Source organism: Bradyrhizobium sp. HKCCYLRH2047, from assembly GCF_051168175.1.
Classification (GTDB): Bacteria; Pseudomonadota; Alphaproteobacteria; order Rhizobiales; family Xanthobacteraceae; genus Bradyrhizobium.
In genome coordinates this window covers 318,482-336,372 of record NZ_JBNPUM010000009.1, presented here as the reverse complement: position 1 = coordinate 336,372, position 17,891 = coordinate 318,482, and the positions used below count along the sequence as shown (strand labels likewise).

Below are 17,891 nucleotides of genomic sequence, written 5' to 3'. Positions count from 1 at the left end.
TCCTGATGCGCATTGCCCGGATGCGGAAACGTCAACCCCGAATGTTCGTTCCTCGATTCGCCTAATACGTCGGAACGGCGTCCGAAATCAGGCTGTCGATCTGTTCAGGAACGTTAACAGGAGCTCATGGACTCGTTCATGTTGCTCCTGCTGCACCCAATGACCGGCGCGATCGATCAGCTCGCACAGCATCATGTTGGTGCACACTCGGGATTGCATCGATTCGAACACGCCGGGCCGTTGGTAGATGCCCCAGTCTTGCAGGCCGGAGATGAATGCAGACGGAACGTCGATGGTGCGATCCGACCACGTCTGCAATTCCGCTTCGAACAGGCCTGACGTGCCGCAGCGATACCATTGCAGCGCGCCCTGGAAGCCGGTCCGTTCATATTCGGCGGTATAGACCGCGAGCTCGCTGTCAGGCAGCCAGCGATTGGCCGCGATCGCCGCCGCGTCAGGCATCTCCTCGGCGGCGGTCTCGGCCATCGTCTTGCCGAGGTCCATTACGTAGTAGGTCGGCAGCTTGGCGAGCTCGGTCGCGTCCCAGGCCTGCAGGGGGTAAGGGACGTTGCCTGCCCAGTCCGCACTCTTGTGATGATAATAGGCGCGCAGGAAATCATGTAGCCCCTGCGGCGCGCGATGCATGTCCGTACTGGCCTGCCGCGTCGCGTAGTACCATTGATAGTGCTTGCGCGGCCGCGGCAGCGCCGCCAGTTCGCGATGCACCGGATCCGATTGCGGCGCGAGGGGCTGGCTGGCGATGTCGAACGGCGCTGCGGGTGGCCCGGGAAACGGTGCGCTCATCATCACGACCGACCGGAAGACATCGGGGCGGATCACAGCGCACCACGCCGCGACGGGGCTGCCGAAGTCGTGGCCGATGACGGAAGCGACATGGCGATGGCCGAAGGCATAGACCACGCCGAGCGCATCACGGACCAGATTGGTGAATCGAAACGGCGCGAGATCACCGTCATAGTCCGCGCTCCAACCCGTGGTGCGGCCATAGCCGCGCTGGTCCGGCGCCAGCACGTGATAGCCGGCCGCCGCCAGCGCCGGCATCACCTTGCGCCAGCTATAGGCGAGCTCGGGAAAGCCGTGCAGCAGCAGCACGCAGGGACGGCCGGGCGTCTCGAACCCGGCTTCCAGCACATGCATGCGCAGGCCGTTGATGCCGTCGACGAAGCGCGAGCGGATGGTGGGCGGAAGGGGGAGCGGGGGAAGAGACTGAGACACGGCGTGTACTCTCCTCGCGTCGTCCCGGCGAACGCCGGGATCCATAACCACAGGACAATGTGGTGAGGCTGACTGGCAGCTCCAGCTTTCGCAAAACTCAAGACGGTGACTATGGGTCCCGGCTCAAGGCCGGGACGACACCGTTGGTGGGGCTAAGCCGCGCCCTTCTTCGGCCAATAGCGCTCGCGCAGATGCCGCTTGACCAGCTTGCCGGTCGGTGTGCGCGGCAGCTCCGGCTCGAAGTCGATCGAGCGCGGGCATTTGATCGGTGACAGATGCTGGCGGCAGAACAGCATCAATTGCTGCTCGAGCTCCTTGCCGGCGCGCGCCATGTCGTGGGGCTGCACCACCGCCTTGACCTCCTCTCCCATCTCCTCGTTCGGCACGCCGAACACGGCGACATCGGCGACGTCGGGATGCGTGATGAGGACGTCCTCGGTCTCCTGCGGGTAGATGTTCACGCCGCCGGAGATGATCATGTAGGACTTGCGGTCGGTCAGATAGAGAAAGCCGTCGGCATCGAGATAGCCGACGTCGCCGAGCGTCGACCAGCCCTTGTCGTTGTAGGCGCGCTTCGTCTTCTCCGGATCGTTGTGATAGGAGAACACCGGCGCGTCGGCGAAATACACCGTGCCGATCTCGCCGGTCGGCATCTCCTGATCATCTTCGCCGAGGATCTTGATCTTGCCGACCACGGCACGCCCGACGCTGCCGCGATGCTCCAGCCACTGCTTCGAGGTGCAGACTGTGACGCCGTTGCCCTCAGAGCCGGCATAATACTCGATCAGGATCGGGCCCCACCACTCGATCATCCTGGCCTTGACGTCGACCGGGCAGGGGGCCGCAGCATGGATGGCGCCCTTGAGCGTGGAGACGTCATAGCTCTTGCGGACGTCCTCCGGCAGCTTCAGCATGCGCACGAACATCGTCGGCACCAGCTGCGACTGCGTGATCTTGTACTTCTCGACGAGCCTCAGGAACTCCTCGGCGTCGAAATGCTCCATGATGATGGAGGTGCCGCCGAGCACCGAGACCATCATGTTGAAGCGCAGGGGAGCTGCATGATAGAGCGGCGCCGGCGACAGGTAGATGCTCTCGGCATTCATGCCGCACATGTCGGCGCAGAGCACGCGCAGGAACTGGTTGGGCTGATCGATCGGATTGCCTTCGAAATCCTTCTTGATGCCCTTGGGACGCCCGGTCGTGCCCGACGAATACAGCATGTCGTAACCGGCGACCTGGTCGGGGATCGGCGTCTTGGGCTGGGCGCCGGCCTCCTTGTCCCAGGAGCGGAAGCCCGGCTCGGGCTCGTCGACCATGAAGAACAGCGGACCATCCTTCTCCGTCGCGAGATCGCGCACCTGCTCGGCGCATTTCGGCGAGGTGATGAAGACCTTGGCGCCGCAATCCCTGATGATGTAGGCGATCTCGTCCTTGGTGAGATAGCGGCTGATCGCGGTGTAGTACAAGCCGGAGCGCTGCGCGGCCCAGGCGATCTCCATGAAGGCGAGCCGGTTCTCCATCAGGAAGGCGACGTGATCGCCGGCCTTGAGCCCCAGCGCACGAAATAGATGAGCGCCCTGGTTGGAGAGCTCGTCAAGCTCGCGGTAGGTGATGGCCTTGCCGGTGCCGGCCATCTGATAGGCGATCTTGTCCGGATGGCTCTGGGCGTGAATGGAGGGGTGGGTCATGACGGGCACACCGCGAATAAAAGGAAAAGGTGTCGTCCCGGCCTTGAGCCGGGACCCATAACCACAGGGGCCTGTGGTGAGAGCGAGCTGTGGCTCCAGCTCGCCCGACATTCAATTCGGTGGCTATGGGTCCCGGCGTTCGCCGGGACGACGCCGTTATTGGGGCGCGACTTACAGCCGCTCGACGATCGTCACATTCGCCATGCCGCCGCCTTCGCACATGGTCTGCAGGCCGTAGCGCTTGTTGCGCTGCTTCAGCGCATGCAGCAGCGTGGTCATCAGCTTGGTGCCGGAGCCGCCGAGCGGATGGCCGAGCGCGATCGCGCCGCCATTGACGTTGAGCCGGCTGGGATCGGCGCCAGTGGTCTTCAGCCACGCGGTCGGCACGGAAGCGAATGCCTCGTTGACCTCGTAGAGGTCGATGTCGTCGATCGACATGCCGGCCTTCTGCAGCGCGCGCTGCGTGGCCGGCAGCGGCGCCTCCAGCATGATCACGGGATCGCCGCCCATCATCGTCATGTGGTGGACACGGGCGATTGGCTTGACGCCGAGCGACTTCAGGCCGCGCTCGTTGACGACCATCACGCCCGAGGCGCCGTCGCAGATCTGGCTCGCGGTCGCCGCGCTGAGCTTGCCGTTCTCGGCGATCAGCTTGACGCCCTTGATGCCGTCGAGGGTGACATCGAAGCGGATGCCTTCGTCGATGTGATGGGTGTCGGTCGAGCCGTCGGCCCTGACGATCTCGAGCGGGATGATCTCGTCCTTGAAGTGGCCTGCCTGCGTGGCGGCAATCGCGCGCTGATGGCTGTTATAGGCGTATTCGTCGAGCTCATCCTTGGAGAGACCGTACTTCTCCGCCATCATTTCCGCGCCGGTGAACTGGCTGAACTGGATGTTCGGATAGCGGCTCTCGATGCCAGGGCTCTTGTAGTGTCCGAAGCCGTTCTTCGCCGGAAGTGTGGAGGAGAGACCCATCGGCACCCGGGTCATCGACTCCACGCCGGCGGCGATCACGACATCCATCGCGCCCGACATCACTGCCTGCGCGGCGAAATGCAGCGCCTGCTGCGACGAGCCGCACTGCCGGTCGATCGAAGTGCCAGGCACGCTCTCCGGCAGCTTCGAGGCCATCACCGCATTGCGCGCGATGTTGTTCGACTGCTCGCCGGTCTGCATCACGCAGCCCATGATCACGTCCTCGACCTGGTCCGGCGCGGCGCCGGAGCGCTCGACCAGCGCGTCCAGCACCTTCGCAGCGAGGTCGGCCGGATGCCAGCCGGCCAGGCGGCCTCCCTTGCGGCCGCCGGCCGTGCGTGCAGCCGCGACGATGTAGGCTTCCGCCATGACGTGTCCTCCCTAGACTTGGTGTTCGTGATTGGCTGCGATTTAAATGCGCGATTGAGCCTTAGTCAATCGATCAATTAACTCTTGAGATCAACTCCGGCTTCGGCTTATCTGCCTCGATCAAGCGCGAGACATGTCTTGGGACCCCAGCTTCAGAACAGCGTGCCGGAGAAACTTCCCGCGGGGCGGAATGCGACAGCAGAGAAGCTGCTGGACGCCGCCAGCGAGCTGATGATCGCGAGGTCCTCGATCGAGATCTCGCTCAGCGACATCGCGCAGAAGTCCGGGGCAAACGCTGCGCTGGTCAAATACCATTTCGGCAACAAGGACGGCCTGCTGCTGGCGCTGCTCGCCCGTGACGCCGCGACCGAGGTCGCCAATCTCGAATATCTGCTGGCGCAGCCGCTGCCGCCGACGGCCAAGCTGAAGCTGCACATCAGCGGCATCATCCGCGCCTATCACCGGTTTCCCTACATGAACCGGCTGATCCATTATCTGCTGCACGAGAGCAGCGCCGAAGCGGCCGACGAGGTGTCGAAGTTCTTCGTGGCCCCGCTGCTCGATTTCCATCACAGGCTGATCGAGCAGGGCGTCGCCGAGGGCGACTTCCGCGCCGTCGACCCGGTGCTGTTCTACACCAGCCTGATCGGCGCCTGCGATCATTTGTTCTTCGGCCGCCACGCCATGTCGCGCGCGATCGGCGTCGGCCCCGTCACCGATGACGTCTGCCGCCAGTACATCGCCCATATGGAGGCGCTGATCTGCGGCGGCATATTGAAACGCGCGAATGGCGAATAGGGAGTAGCGAATAGGGGGATGCCCTACCTTCCCTGTTCGCTACTCCCTACTCGCCATTCGCCAACAACAAACAAACGGAGGAAACGCACCATGCAACTCAACAACGTTGCCGTTCTGATCACCGGCGGTGGCTCGGGCCTCGGCGCCGCCACGGCGCGCGCCATGGCCGCCAAGGGCGCGAAGATCGCCGTGCTCGACCAGAGCAAGGAGAACGCGGAGAAGGTGGCGGCCGAGCTCAACGGCGTCGCCATTCATGCCGACGTCACCGACGAGGAGCAGGTCAAGGCCGGCATCGCCAAGGCCGAAGCCGCCCACGGCATCGCGCGCGTGCTGGTCAACTGCGCCGGCATCGGCGGCTCGCAGCGCATCGTTGGCAAGGACGGCGTCTATCCGCTCGCCAAGTTCGCGCGCATCATCAGCGTCAACCTGATCGGCACCTTCAACGTGCTGCGCTTGTTCGCCGAGCGCCTCGTCACCGCCGAGCCGATCGGCGAGGAGCGCGGCGTCGCCATCAACACTGCGAGCGTCGCGGCCTATGAAGGCCAGATCGGCCAGATCGCCTATTCGGCGTCGAAGGGTGGTGTCGTCGGCCTGACCCTGCCTGCCGCGCGCGATCTCGCCAGCCAGAAGATCCGCGTCAACACCATCGCGCCCGGCCTGTTCCTGACACCGCTGCTGATGGGCCTGAACGAAGAGGCCCGCAAGAGCCTGGGCGCCCAGGTGCCGCATCCGGCCCGGCTCGGCGACGCCTCCGAGTACGGCAACCTCGCCGTCCACATCGTCGAGAACCCGATGCTGAACGGCGAGACCATCCGCCTCGACGGCGCCATCCGCATGGCCCCGCGCTAGGCGGCATTCTCCGCTGTCGTCCCGGCCTTGAGCCGGGACCCATACTCCGCGGCGTCTGTGAGAGGCACTCTGGCAGACGCCGCGCTCTAACCAATCAGGCCGGTGGCTATGGATTCCGGCGTTCGCCGGGATGACACTGAGGCTGGAGCGCGCGCCATGTCCCAACCGCTGCTGATCGAACACGACAATGGTGTCGACCGGGTGACGCTCAATCGTCCGGAGAGCCTGAATGCGCTCGACCCGGCCTTGATCGACGCGCTTAATTCCTATTTCGAAAGCCTGCAGCGCAATCGCACCACGCGGGTCGTCGTGCTCAGGGGCGCCGGCAAGAATTTCTGCGCCGGGCTGGATCTGAAGGCCGCGATGCAGCGGCGCGGCGGCGCCAATGAGCCGCCAAGCGTGACTGAGTCTTTGGATTCGCAGCGGCGCATCGCCGACATCGTGATGCTGATGCGGCGCTGCCCGCAGCCGATCATCGCGCTAGTACAGGGCGCGGCCGCCGGCGGCGGCTTCGCGCTGGCGCTCGCGGCCGACATCCGCATCGCCGCGCGCTCGGCGCGGATGAACTGTGCCTTCATCAAGCTCGGCCTGGGGGGGCTGCGACATCGGCACCAGCTACTTCCTGCCGCGCCTCGTCGGCGTCTCCGTCGCATCGGAGCTGATTCTCACCGGCCGCTTCATCGGCGCCGAGCGCGCGCTCATGGTCGGCCTGGTGTCGGAGATCGTCGAGGACGATATGCTCGAGAACGCGGCCGCGCCGTTCGTCGACGCGATGATGACGGCCTCGCCGGTCGGACTTCGACTGTCGAAGGAATGCCTCAACATGAGCGTCGATGCGTCGTCGATCGAAGCCGTCATCGCGATGGAAGATCGCAACCAGGTGCTGTGCAGCCGCTCGGAGGATTTCAAGGAAGGCATTACAGCCTTCCTCGAGAAGCGAAAGCCGGTCTATACCAACCGCTAGATATCAAGATCCGCAAAGGACGATATTTCGGGAGACGCAAAATGGACGGGACGGCAGCGAAGGTGTTGGAGAAGCCGGCATTCCGCAAGGTCAACTGGCTGGCGCGCGACATCGATATCGAGCGGCGCGGTGACGGCGTCATCGTCATCAAGTCGCGCATTCCGCTGCAGGCCTATGAGCCGCATCTGGCGGCGCCGCTCGCCCGCTGGGCCAAGGAGGCGCCGACGCGGACCTGGCTCGCGCAACGCAGCGGGGCCGAGCGGCAATGGCGCAAGCTGTCCTATGCCGAGGCCAAGCGCACGGTCGATGGGCTGACGCAGGGCCTGCTCAATTTGAGGCTGGACGGCCGGCCCGTCGCGATCCTCTCCGGCAATTCGATCGAGCATGCGCTGATGACGTTCGCGGCCATGCAGGCACGGTCGCCGGCGGCGCCAGTGTCTCCAGCCTACTCGTTGATGAGTCACGATCACCTCAAGCTGAAATACCTGTTCGGACTGGTGAAGCCGGGCGTGGTCATGGTGCAGGACGGCCCGACCTTCGAGAAGGCGCTGAAGGCGCTCGATCTCGACGGCGTCACCGTCGTTCATGTCGCGCGTCCGTGCGAGGACGTTGCGAGCATCAGCTTCGCTGATCTCGCCGCGACGCCGGTCACCGGCGCGGTCGACGCGTCGATTGCGCAGATCACACCGGACACGGTCGGCAAGCTGCTGTTCACCTCCGGCTCGACCGGCATGCCCAAGGCGGTCATCAACACCCAGCGCATGATGTGCGCCAATGCGGCGATGATGATGCAGACGCGGCCGCGTGGACCGGAGGCGCCGATCTCCACGGTGCTCGACTGGATGCCGTGGAATCACACCATGGGCGGCAATGCGCTGTTCAATCCGCTGTTGATCGAGGGCGGCACGCTCTACATCGACGACGGACGGCCGATGCCCGGCATGTTCGAGGAGACGATCAAGAATCTGCGCGAGGTGTCGCCGACCTACTACGCCAACGTTCCCGCCGGCTACGCGGCGCTCGCCGCGGCGATGGAAAAGGACGACGCGCTGTGCCGCTCGTTCTTCAAGGATCTGGGCATCATGGCCTATGGCGGCGCGCGGCTGCCGGACGATCTCTACGAGCGCATGCAGGCGCTGGCGGTCAAGACTACCGGCGAGCGCATCGTGTTCTACACCGGCTGGGGCTCGACCGAGACCGCGCCGACCTCGACGGGCACCTATTGGAACACCGAGCGCGTCGGCCTGATCGGCCTGCCGTTCCCCGGCGTCGAGCTGAAGATGGTCCCGGTCGGCGACAAATACGAGCTGCGCCTGCGCGGCATCAACGTGATGCCCGGCTATTTCGGTCAGCCCGAGCTGACGAGGAAGGCGTTCGACGAGGAGGGCTTCTACTGCATCGGCGATGCCGGCGTATTCGTCGATCCCAATGATCCGGCGCAAGGCATCATCTTCGCCGGCCGCGTCGTCGAGGATTTCAAGCTCACGACCGGCACCTTCGTCCATGTCGGCTCGCTGCGCACCGATGCGATCGCAGCCGCAACGCCGGCGATCCACGATGCACTGGTGACCGGGCAGGACCGCGAATATGTCGGTCTCCTGGCGTGGCCGAACCTGCACGCCTGCCGCCAGTTGGTCGGCGATCCCAATGCGACGTTCGAGGATGTGGTGAAGCATCCCGGGGTCATCGACTGCGTCCGCCGCGGCCTTCAGGCGCACAACAAGGACTGCGAAGGCGCGAGCAGCCGGCGCATCGGCCGCGTGATGCTGATGGTCGAGCCGCCGTCGATCGACGGGCACGAGCTGACCGACAAGGGCTACATCAACCAGCGCGCCGGCCTCGAGCGCCGCGCCGCGCTGGTCGAGCGGCTTTATGCGGCCAAGCCCGACAGCGACGTGATCGTGCTGTGATGCGGAATTTTAGAACCGTCATTCCGGGGCACTCGCGAAGCGAGTGAACCCGGAATCCAGAGATGAATCAGATCGAGATTCCGGGTTCGATGCTGCGCATCGCCCCGGAATGACGATCAGGAAGCAGGTGAGGCCATGAACTTCGATTTCTCCGACGACCAGAAGCAGTTGCGGGACCAGGCGCGGAAATTCCTCGCCGAGAAGTGCCCGCCCAAGGCGGTGCGCGTGGTGCTCGACGGCAAGGAGCCGTATGACCGCGCGTTGTGGAAAGGCTTTGCCGAGATGGGCTTCCTCGGCGTCGCCATTCCGGAGGAGTATGGCGGTGCGGGCGCCGGCCATCTCGAGCTTTGTGTGATCGCCGAGGAGGTCGGCCGCGCGCTGGCGCCGGTGCCGTTCTCATCGACCGTGTATCTTGCCGCGGAGGCGCTGATGCTGGCCGGCAGCGATGCGCAGAAGCAGGCCTGGCTGCCGAAGATCGCGAACGGCGAGACGATCGGCACCTTGGCGCTGTTCGAGGGCACCGGCAATCCGTCGCCGAAGGCGATCAGGCTCGAGGCTGCCAATGGCGTGCTCAACGGCACCAAGAAGCCCGTCGCCGACGGCGCCATCGCCGATCTCGTCATCGTTGCCACGCGTACCGGCTCGACCGGCCGCGACAGCGACATCTCGCTGTTCCTGGTCGACACCAAGGCGGGCGGCGTCGAAGCCAAGGCGCTGACCAATCTCGATCCGACGCGCGGCCAGGCCGAGCTCACCTTCAAGAACTGCAAGGCGGAGCCGCTCGGCGCCGCCGGCGAGGGCTGGAGCATCATCACCCACGTGCTCGACCGCGCCGCGGTGCTGACGGCGTTCGAGCAGGTCGGCGGCTCCGACCGCGCGCTGGAGATGGGCCGCGACTACGCGCTCGATCGCATCGCCTTCGGCCGTCCGATCGGCTCGTTCCAGGCGGTCAAGCACATGCTGGCCGACATGTATGTGTCTGCGACCCTGGCGCGCTCGAATTCCTACTACGGCGCGTGGGCGCTCTCGACCAACGCCCCGGAGCTGCCTGAAGCCGCGGCCTCGGCGCGCATCAGCGCGACGCAGGCGTTCCAGCACTGCGCCAAGAACAACATCCAGGTCCATGGCGGCATGGGCTTCACCTGGGAGTTCGACTGCCACATGTACTACCGCCGCGCCAACGCGCTCGCGCTCGGTCTCGGCAGCCTGTCCTATTGGGAGGACCAGCTGATCGACCGCATGCGCAAGCGCAATGCGGCGTGACGCACGATGGGAATCCGTAGGGTGGGCAAAGCGAAGCGTGCCCACCGTCGGTGGCGCGGGTTTGAATCGGTGGGCACGGCGCGTTGCGCCTTTGCTCACCCTACGAGATGAGAGGCTTGCCGATGAACTTCGATGACACTCCGCATGAGGCCGCGTTTCGCAGCCAGGCGCGGGCCTGGATCGCCGCCAACGCGCCGAAGCAGTATGAAGACGAGCTGCGCGCGACCTCGCTCGGCCGCGTCGCGCTGAAGAACGCCAACATTCTCGAGGTTGCCAAGGCGTGGCAGAAGAAGAAGGCGGATGCCGGCTGGGCCTGCCTGCATTGGCCGAAGGACTACGGCGGCCGCGGCGCCTCGCCGATCGAGCGCGTGATCTGGCAGCAGGAGGAGGGGCCCTACGGCAAGCTCTCCGGCCTGTTCATCATCGGCCACGGCATGTGCGGGCCGACCATGATGGCCTACGCGTCGGAGGAGCATAAGCGGCAGTATCTGCCGCCGCTCGCCTCCGGCGAAAAGGTCTGGTGCCAGCTGTTCTCCGAGCCGGCCGGCGGCTCCGACGTCGCCGGCCTGCGTACCCGCGCCGAAAAGCGCGGCGACGATTGGGTGATCAACGGCCAGAAGATCTGGACCTCGGGGGCGCATTATTCCGACTACGGCATCCTGCTGACGCGCACCGATCCGACCGTGCCGAAGCACAAGGGCCTGACGATGTTCTTCCTGGACATGAAGAGCCCTGGTGTCGAGGTCCGGCCGATCAAGCAGGCGAGCGGGCACTCGGATTTCAACGAGGTCTATTTCACCGACGTCGTGATTCCGGACTCGCAGCGGCTCGGCGCCGTCGATGACGGCTGGAACGTCGCGCTCACCACCTTGATGAACGAGCGCATGTCGATCGGCGCCGGCGTCGCCACCGGCTTCCCGGAGCTGTTCGACTTCTGCTCCAACCTGATGCTGGACGATCGTCCCGCGATCGAGGACCGCAACGTGCGCTCCAAGCTCGCGAGCTGGGCGGTGAAGGCGAGCGGGCTGAAATACACCAGCATGCGCGCCATCTCGGCGCTGTCGAAGGGCGAGCGGCCGGGACCTGAGAACTCGATCGGTAAGCTGGTCGCCGGACCGATGATCCAGGACGTCGCAGCCTACGCGCTCGACCTGCAGGGTGCGGCCGGCGTGCTCAGCGGTCCCGAGGCCGAGCTTGCGGGCAAATTCCAGGCGATGCTGCTGCGCGCGCCCGGCACCCGTGTCGAAGGCGGCACCGACGAGATCATGCGCAACATCATCGCCGAGCGCGTGCTCGGCCTGCCCGGCGACATCCGTGTCGACAAGGACGTGCCGTTCAACCAGGTGCCGACCAAGGGACGTGCCTAGCAAGCGGAGTCGTAGGGCGGGTTAGCGCAGCGTAACCCGCCCTTGGCTCGTGCAATGCTGATCAAAGCGGCGGGTTACGCCTTCGGCCAACCCGCCCTCCGCATACGAAGCGAGGTTAGATCATGAACTTCGACGACACCCCTGAAGAAGCCGCCTTTCGCGACACCGCGCGCGCCTGGATCGCGGCCAACGCGCCGAAGGAGCTGGAGGGCGAACTCGCGAGTTCCTCGCTCGGGCGCATCAGGCTCAAGCACGCCGATATCGTCGAGGTCGGCAAGGCCTGGCAGAAGAAGAAGTCCGATGCCGGCTGGGCCTGCCTGCACTGGCCGAAAGCGTATGGCGGCCGCGGCGCGACGCCGATCGAGCGCGTGATCTGGCAGCAGGAGGAGGGCGTCTATGGCAAGCTGACGCAGCCGTTCCAGATCGGCGAGGGCATGTGCGGCCCGACCGTGATGGCCTATGGCAGCGAGGAGCATAAGCGGCGCTATCTGCCCAAGCTCGCCTCGGGCGAGGAGATCTGGTGCCAGCTGTTCTCCGAGCCGGCGGGCGGCTCCGACGTCGCCGGCCTGCGCACCCGCGCCGAGAAGCGTGGCGATGACTGGGTCATCAACGGGCAGAAGATATGGACCTCGGGCGCGCACTACTCGGATTACGGCCTGCTGATCACGCGCACCGATCCCAACGTGCCCAAGCACAAGGGCCTGACGATGTTCTTCCTGGACATGAAGAGCCCGGGCGTCGAGGTCCGTCCGATCAAGCAGGCCAATGGAATGCAGGAGTTCAACGAGGTCTATTTCACCGACGTGGTGATCCCCGACAGCCAGCGGCTCGGCGCGGTCGGCGACGGCTGGAACGTGTCGCTCACCACCTTGATGAACGAGCGCATGTCGATCGGCGCGCGGCTCGCCACGGGCTTCCCGGAGATGTTCGAGTTCTGCGCCAACCTGATGACCGAGAATGGTTTGGCGATCGATGACCGCGCCACGCGTTCGAAGCTCGCCTCCTGGGCGGTCAAGGCGAGCGGATTGAAGTACACGAGCTATCGCGCCATCTCGGCGCTGTCCAAGGGCGAGCGGCCGGGACCTGAGAATTCCATCGGCAAGCTGGTCGCCGGCGTCATGCTGCAGGATATCGCGACCTACGCGATGGATCTCGAAGGCGGCGCCGGCGTGCTGACCGGCGCGGACGAGGCGGTGACGCAGGGCCAGTTTCAGCAGATGCTGCTGACCTCGCCCTCGATGCGCATCGCCGGCGGCACCGACGAGATCCTGCGCAACATCATCGCCGAGCGCGTGCTCGGCCTGCCCGGTGACATCCGGGTCGACAAGGACGTGCCGTTCAACAAGGTGCCGACCAAGGGACGTAGCTAACCCTCATGCTGAGGAGCTGCGCAGCAGCGTCTTGAAGGATGAGGCCGATATCCGGGCCTCATGGTTCGAGACGGCGCTGCGCGCCTCATCATGAAGGGACGTTTCTCCGTTGTAGTGAGAACCATAAATGAAAGCTGACGCCGCAGCCGCACAGGCCACTCCCATCACCGTTCTCGAAGAGCTGATGGCCGCGCGCTTCTCCTGTCGCAGGTTCCTGCCCGAGCCCGTGCCGCGCGCCACCATCGAGCGCATCCTGGAGGCGGCGCAGAAAACCGCGTCGTGGTGCAACAGCCAGCCGTGGCGTGTCGATATCACCTCCGGTGTGGCGACCGAGGCGTTCCGGAAGGTGATGTATGCGGCGGCCTCCAGCGGCAAGGCGGCGTCAGGCGACTTTCCTTTCCCGCGCGAATACACCGGTGTCTATCTCGAACGGCGGCGCGAGAGCGGTTTCCAGCTCTACAACGCGCTCGACATCCCGCGCGGCGACAAGGCGGGCTATGCCCGGCAGGCGCTGGAGAACTACAATTTCTTCGGCGCGCCGCATGTGGCGATCATCCACAGCGACGAGGCGCTCGGCACCTATGGCGCGATCGATTGCGGCGGCTACGTCACGAGCTTCATGCTGGCGGCGCAGGCGCTCGGCATCGCCACCGTGCCGCAGGCGGCGCTCGCGTTTCATTCCGACGTGGTGCGGCAGCACTTCGGGCTCGGCGGCGACCGCAAGGTGGTCTGCGGCATCTCGTTCGGGCATCCCGATCTCGGTGACAAGGCCAACTCCTACCGCACCCGCCGCGCCACGGTCGCGGAGACCGTCCGCTTTCACGACAAATAACGTCCCGTCCGTGGGTCGCGCGCGCGTATTGTTTGCCGGTGGAGTTCCGTTATCCGGGACTCCGGAGGGGGCGAGACGACCCGCGAGTCCATTTTTGTAAACCGAGTTTGCTGAACAAGGAGCAGCTCGGGCGGCGGCGCCATGATTTTGCCGAGGTGTCGTCCGAGTTCGGCAAGCGCGTTTCGGCAACGATGCGCGCGCTCTCCTGTCCGACCTTCACATCGAAAGCCGCCCTGAAATCAACAGTTTGTGTCTGTGATGCGCCAACCGAGACGCGTTGCTACGGGGACCAGACGTGTTGCGAGAGTCGGTGCAGGAGCGCTAATGGCTGCTGTTTGTCGAATTGGGCGCGCACTTTTCCTTCAGCTCGTGGGCTTCAAGCAATGATATTGACAAAATTCTCTCTAACATTTTGAGTTGCATCGCCCGAGCGTCAACGATGCAAAATTGCAGACGCTCGATGATCTTCTCGATTGAAGGTTCAGTCACGGCTCGAAACCTGAAGTGTCAGCGATGGATTCCATGAACACGCCGTCCAACCTTTATGCCCTCGAGGTGGATGAGGCGACGCTCCTTGGTCACCGCCTCTTGAAGGCCTTCCATAAGCTCAGGCTGAAGCGGCACCGGGAACAGCTCATTGCGCTGGCTGAGCGGCTGGTGGAAGATGAAGAAAGATATCCGGCAGGGCCTGGCGGCTGACGTCTTCGAGCCCTTGCCACGTCAGCGTCGGCCGCGTCAGGCCGATCTGCTCGCAGAGTGACTTCCATGTCGTTTCATCGCAGTCGACGAGCACGGCCATCACCGACATCCCGTCCATCATGTGAGGTACGCCGAGCGGCCGCGCCTTCCAGCCGCACTTCTCGAACCGCGGCAGCCACCAGGTTTCGAGCACGATCGAAAAGCCGGTCAGCCCGATCGAGATGCCGTATTCCATGATTGCAGTGAGCAGCAGCATGTCGACCCGCGGGCCGGCGTGCTCGCCGCGGCGCTCCGGGATCACGAAGATGCGCGACAGCTCGTAGACGTCGGGGCGCTGGATCGGGCCGCGCAGATTCAGATACGGGAAGATGTCGCTCATCAGCGTCGGCAGCAGCGTCGGCACCGCGCGCATCGAGCCGATCAACTGGCCCTTGTCGATGCAGAACAGATAGACCGAATCCTCGGTGTCGAACTGATCGATCTCGCGCCCGTCCGGACGATCGAGCGCCATCCACTTGCGCTGCTTGACGTAGATCTCGTGGCGCAGACGGTAATACGAATCGAAATATTTCTCGTACAGAGCGCGATTATCTTTTCGAACGACATGAATCTCAGGCATCGAAACCCCCGGTCGTCTGAATCAAATTGGGGTTTGCAGATTGCCGATGCGCTCGAATTGATCCAGTGGGAGAAACGCCAGATCAGATCGAGATCTCGCCGTTGACAAGAGCGGTCGCAACCGTCGCCGTCTTGTTCTTGGTTGCTAGCTTGCGCTGCGCTTCTTCCAGATGCCACCGGACGTTGCGTTCGGAGACGCCGAGGATGCGCGCCGTCTCCCACGCGGTCTTGCCGCGCGCCGCCCAGCCCAGCACCTCGGCCTCGATCCGCGACAGGCGTCGGCCCTGGTTGCTCGCGGCCGAGCGCGCCAGCGCGCGCAGCCGGCTGTGGGTGAAGATGCTGATCAGGTGCAGCGCGCCCCGCGCGTCCGGAGCGAGATTCGGATTTTCGCCTGCAAGGCTGACGGCGCCCACGGCATCGTCGTAGTGGATGGGGACGCAGAAGCCTTCGTTCAATCGGAAGTCCTTCGCGCGCATCATCACCTCATGCGCGCCGGGCTCGTCCTCGCGGTCATAGGGAGCCTCAGACCACGCGAATGGATTCAATGTCGAGATGCAGTGTCGCGGAATCGGATCGCAGCGGTGAAACTGCTCGCGCGCATACATGTCGAACCATTCCCGCGGCCAGCCGTTGGCGAGAATGGTTTGCTGCAGCGATTGGCCCGAGGTCGGCACGCCGGCCATGATGTAGGCGTGAAAGCCCAGGTCGCTGATCATCTTCTCGAACTGGGAGAGCACGCTCGCGCTGGTCTTCGACGCTTCGATCGCATCGACGTACTCCAGAGCTCGTCGTCCCCAATACGCGTCCATCACTTGCATGTGAAAGTCTCCGCCCGTGGTTCAAGCTAGCCACGGACAAAAGGCTGTCAACCGCAAATTGGAGATTTAGGTCGATAGTTCGTTGAGCGTGTGTCGGAGCACCGGCTGGATACAGACATTTGCATGCAAAATTTATGAGTTCGGAGCGCGGCTGCGCTCAGAATTTCGGGGTTCTTTTCTCTGCAAACGATTTCATGCCTTCCTGGATTTCGGCGCCGCGCATGCTGTCCTGATGCCTGCGGCGCGCCGTCGCATCGTCGAGGGCTCCGCGCGCGAAATCGTTGATGGCGCGCTTCATGCCGCGCATGGCCAGGGGGGCGTTGCCGGCCAGGACCGTCGCCAGCCGGTCGACCTCCGCATCGAGCGCATCGGCCGTCACCATGCCGGTGAGATAGCCGATGCGCAGCATCTCGGCCGCGCCGATCTTCTCCGCCGTCAGGAACAGACGCTTCGCATTATCGACGCCGAGGCGGGACACGTAGCGCTTGATGCCGTTGGGGTAATAGTGCAGCCCGAGCCGCGCCGCCGGCATGAACATCTCGCTGGTATCGACTCCGATCCGGAAATCGCAGGCCAGCGCCAGATCGGTCGAGCCGCCATAGACCCCGCCGTTGAGCCGGCAGATCGTCGGCAAAGCGAGGTCCTCAAGCCGGTCGACGACCTCCTCGAATGCCGGGCTGGAAGCCTCGGCCTTATCCGCCGGCGTTGCGCCGATGGCGCCAAGGTCGAAGCCGGCGCTGAACGCCCGCCCGGTGCCGGTCAAGACCAGCACGCGCAAGGCGGCGTTGGCCTCGACCCGGTCGAACAGCGCCAGCAGCTCGGCGAGGTCCTCCGGCTGGAGCCGGTTGAGATGGCGCGGACGATTGAGCCGAATGGTGGCGCGGGCGCCGTCGATGGTGAGCAGCGGCATGCTCGGCGCGTCATCGGCCTGGGTGGTCCGTCCGGTCGTCATGTCCTGTTCTCCATGGTTCGGCGCCTCGCCTCGGCAGCGATGCTCTGCGCCAGATCGGGGTGGCGTGCCATCAGCACGCGGAAATCGACGAGGTCGAGGACCAGCAGCTTCGACAGCCCTGTCGTGCTGATGTCGGCCGAGCGCAGGTTGTTCCCGAGCAAGGCCATCTCGCCGAAGAACGCGCCCTCGCCGAGCCGGACCTTCTTGCCGGGAAGGTCGACCTCGACCTCGCCGGAGGCGATGAAATACATGCAGTCGCCCGGCTCGCCCTTGCGGATCACGGTGGCGCGGGGCGGCAGGTCGATGGTGCGCAGCATTTGCGTGACGTCGGCGATCGTCGAGGGCCCGAGGCTGGCGAAGAACGGTACCTTGCTGACTGATTCCCAGGTCTTGAGAAAGTTGTCGCGCCGGGTTTCCGCGGCGAAGCCGGTCGCCAGGATGCCGGTCCATAGGCCGAACACGCCGAGGCCGGAGATCATCACCGTGGCGGCGACCACCCGCCCGAGCGGCGTGACCGGCACCACGTCGCCATAGCCCGTGGTGGTGAGGGTCACGACCGCCCACCACAGCGCGGACGGGATGCTGCCGAAGGTGGCCGGCTGCTCGTCATGTTCGAGCGCGTATTCGGCGACCGATCCGACAAACAGCACCACCAGGAACAGCACCAGCACCGACAGCAGCGGACGCGCTTCCAACACCAGCACCCGGCGGAGCCGGCGCAGGCCAGGCACGCCGGGGATCACCTTGAGCACCCAGATGACCGCCAGCAGCCACGCCGTGCGTGCCTCCATGCCCGAGACCAGCGCGGTCGGCACGGCGAGAGCGGAGATCGTGTCCAGCAGTCCCCGGCCCGACATGAGGTAGGCGGCGACGCGATGCGCCCGGGCCGCCTGCTGAACCCGAACCGCCCATTCGACGACGAAAAAGACAAGGCATCCGCACAGCAGGGCGATGATCCAGCGCCGTCCGGCCTCGTAGGCCGGGTCCATCGTCAACAGCACCATGGCGCTCATGCCGAGCGCCACGGCCGCAAAGGCCGCCTTGGTCATGTTGCGTCCGGCCAGCGCGGTGACGAATGCCGCCAGGGCAGGGTGCTGCGGTTTGGTCATTGCTGGCGGGCGTCGGTCGCTGATCTCAGAGCCGCAGGAGATCGCGGCGGCGGCAAGGTGCCCCGATCGGG

At 64.9% G+C, this 17,891-nt stretch carries 14 protein-coding genes and 1 pseudogene; 8 read left to right on the top strand and 7 right to left on the bottom strand.

Translation table 11 applies throughout. The annotated features are described in order from the left end of the window. Nucleotides 1-87 precede the first annotated feature (87 nt). The 3 genes from ACQR1D_RS22910 to ACQR1D_RS22900 form a co-directional block, all read right to left on the bottom strand. Nucleotides 88-1,158, bottom strand: coding sequence for an alpha/beta fold hydrolase (locus tag ACQR1D_RS22910; RefSeq protein WP_315805270.1), 1,071 nt, complete (start codon nt 1,156-1,158; stop codon nt 88-90). 230 nt (nt 1,159-1,388) lie between these two features. Then, nucleotides 1,389-2,927: an acyl-CoA synthetase gene (locus tag ACQR1D_RS22905; protein WP_434838542.1), complete on the bottom strand. Its 1,539-nt coding sequence runs from the start codon at nt 2,925-2,927 to the stop codon at nt 1,389-1,391. 171 nt (nt 2,928-3,098) lie between these two features. Then, entirely contained in the window at nt 3,099-4,271 is a 1,173-nt protein-coding gene (locus ACQR1D_RS22900) for an acetyl-CoA C-acetyltransferase (RefSeq protein WP_315805196.1), read from the bottom strand. Between the two features lie 138 nt (nt 4,272-4,409). Here ACQR1D_RS22900 and ACQR1D_RS22895 point away from each other — a divergent pair, with 138 nt between their 5' ends. The 8 genes and pseudogenes from ACQR1D_RS22895 to ACQR1D_RS22860 all read left to right on the top strand — a co-directional run bounded on the left by ACQR1D_RS22895 (nt 4,410) and on the right by ACQR1D_RS22860 (nt 13,624). Beyond that, the gene (locus ACQR1D_RS22895; RefSeq protein ID WP_315805195.1) at nt 4,410-5,069 is read left to right on the top strand and encodes a TetR family transcriptional regulator; all 660 of its coding nucleotides are present in this window, start codon (nt 4,410-4,412) and stop codon (nt 5,067-5,069) included. A 90-nt stretch (nt 5,070-5,159) separates the two neighbouring features. Continuing rightward, nucleotides 5,160-5,918 carry an SDR family NAD(P)-dependent oxidoreductase gene (locus tag ACQR1D_RS22890; protein ID WP_434838543.1) on the top strand — a complete coding sequence of 253 codons (759 nt, stop codon included), beginning with the start codon at nt 5,160-5,162 and terminating at the stop codon, nt 5,916-5,918. Nucleotides 5,919-6,074: 156 nt separating this feature from the next. Then, nucleotides 6,075-6,882 (top strand): annotated as a pseudogene (locus ACQR1D_RS22885) (enoyl-CoA hydratase/isomerase family protein). Between the two features lie 41 nt (nt 6,883-6,923). Further along, a complete protein-coding gene (locus ACQR1D_RS22880) occupies nt 6,924-8,792 on the top strand; it encodes an AMP-binding protein (protein WP_434838544.1) in 1,869 nt (622 codons plus the stop codon). A 135-nt stretch (nt 8,793-8,927) separates the two neighbouring features. Beyond that, on the top strand, nt 8,928-10,055 hold the full coding sequence (locus ACQR1D_RS22875; protein ID WP_434838545.1) for an acyl-CoA dehydrogenase family protein: 1,128 nt from the start codon (nt 8,928-8,930) through the stop codon (nt 10,053-10,055). Between the two features lie 122 nt (nt 10,056-10,177). After that, nucleotides 10,178-11,422, top strand: coding sequence for an acyl-CoA dehydrogenase (locus ACQR1D_RS22870; RefSeq protein WP_316182863.1), 1,245 nt, complete (start codon nt 10,178-10,180; stop codon nt 11,420-11,422). Between the two features lie 122 nt (nt 11,423-11,544). Continuing rightward, nucleotides 11,545-12,792 (top strand): acyl-CoA dehydrogenase, encoded by a 1,248-nt coding sequence (locus tag ACQR1D_RS22865; RefSeq protein WP_316182864.1) that lies wholly within the window; start codon nt 11,545-11,547, stop codon nt 12,790-12,792. Nucleotides 12,793-12,976: 184 nt separating this feature from the next. Further along, nucleotides 12,977-13,624, top strand: a complete 648-nt coding sequence (locus ACQR1D_RS22860; protein WP_316182878.1) for a nitroreductase — start codon at nt 12,977-12,979, stop codon at nt 13,622-13,624. Nucleotides 13,625-14,258: 634 nt separating this feature from the next. Here ACQR1D_RS22860 and ACQR1D_RS22855 read toward each other — a convergent pair. The 4 genes from ACQR1D_RS22855 to ACQR1D_RS22840 all read right to left on the bottom strand — a co-directional run bounded on the left by ACQR1D_RS22855 (nt 14,259) and on the right by ACQR1D_RS22840 (nt 17,820). Then, the gene (locus ACQR1D_RS22855) at nt 14,259-14,942 is read right to left on the bottom strand and encodes an acyl-homoserine-lactone synthase (protein WP_316182865.1); all 684 of its coding nucleotides are present in this window, start codon (nt 14,940-14,942) and stop codon (nt 14,259-14,261) included. 82 nt (nt 14,943-15,024) lie between these two features. Then, nucleotides 15,025-15,759: a helix-turn-helix transcriptional regulator gene (locus ACQR1D_RS22850; RefSeq protein WP_316182866.1), complete on the bottom strand. Its 735-nt coding sequence runs from the start codon at nt 15,757-15,759 to the stop codon at nt 15,025-15,027. Nucleotides 15,760-15,916: 157 nt separating this feature from the next. Beyond that, nucleotides 15,917-16,711 carry an enoyl-CoA hydratase/isomerase family protein gene (locus tag ACQR1D_RS22845; protein ID WP_316182867.1) on the bottom strand — a complete coding sequence of 265 codons (795 nt, stop codon included), beginning with the start codon at nt 16,709-16,711 and terminating at the stop codon, nt 15,917-15,919. Continuing rightward, on the bottom strand, nt 16,708-17,820 hold the full coding sequence (locus tag ACQR1D_RS22840) for an ion transporter (protein ID WP_316182868.1): 1,113 nt from the start codon (nt 17,818-17,820) through the stop codon (nt 16,708-16,710). Before ACQR1D_RS22840 ends, ACQR1D_RS22845 begins: the two co-directional genes overlap by 4 nt. Nucleotides 17,821-17,891: the final 71 nt, after the last annotated feature.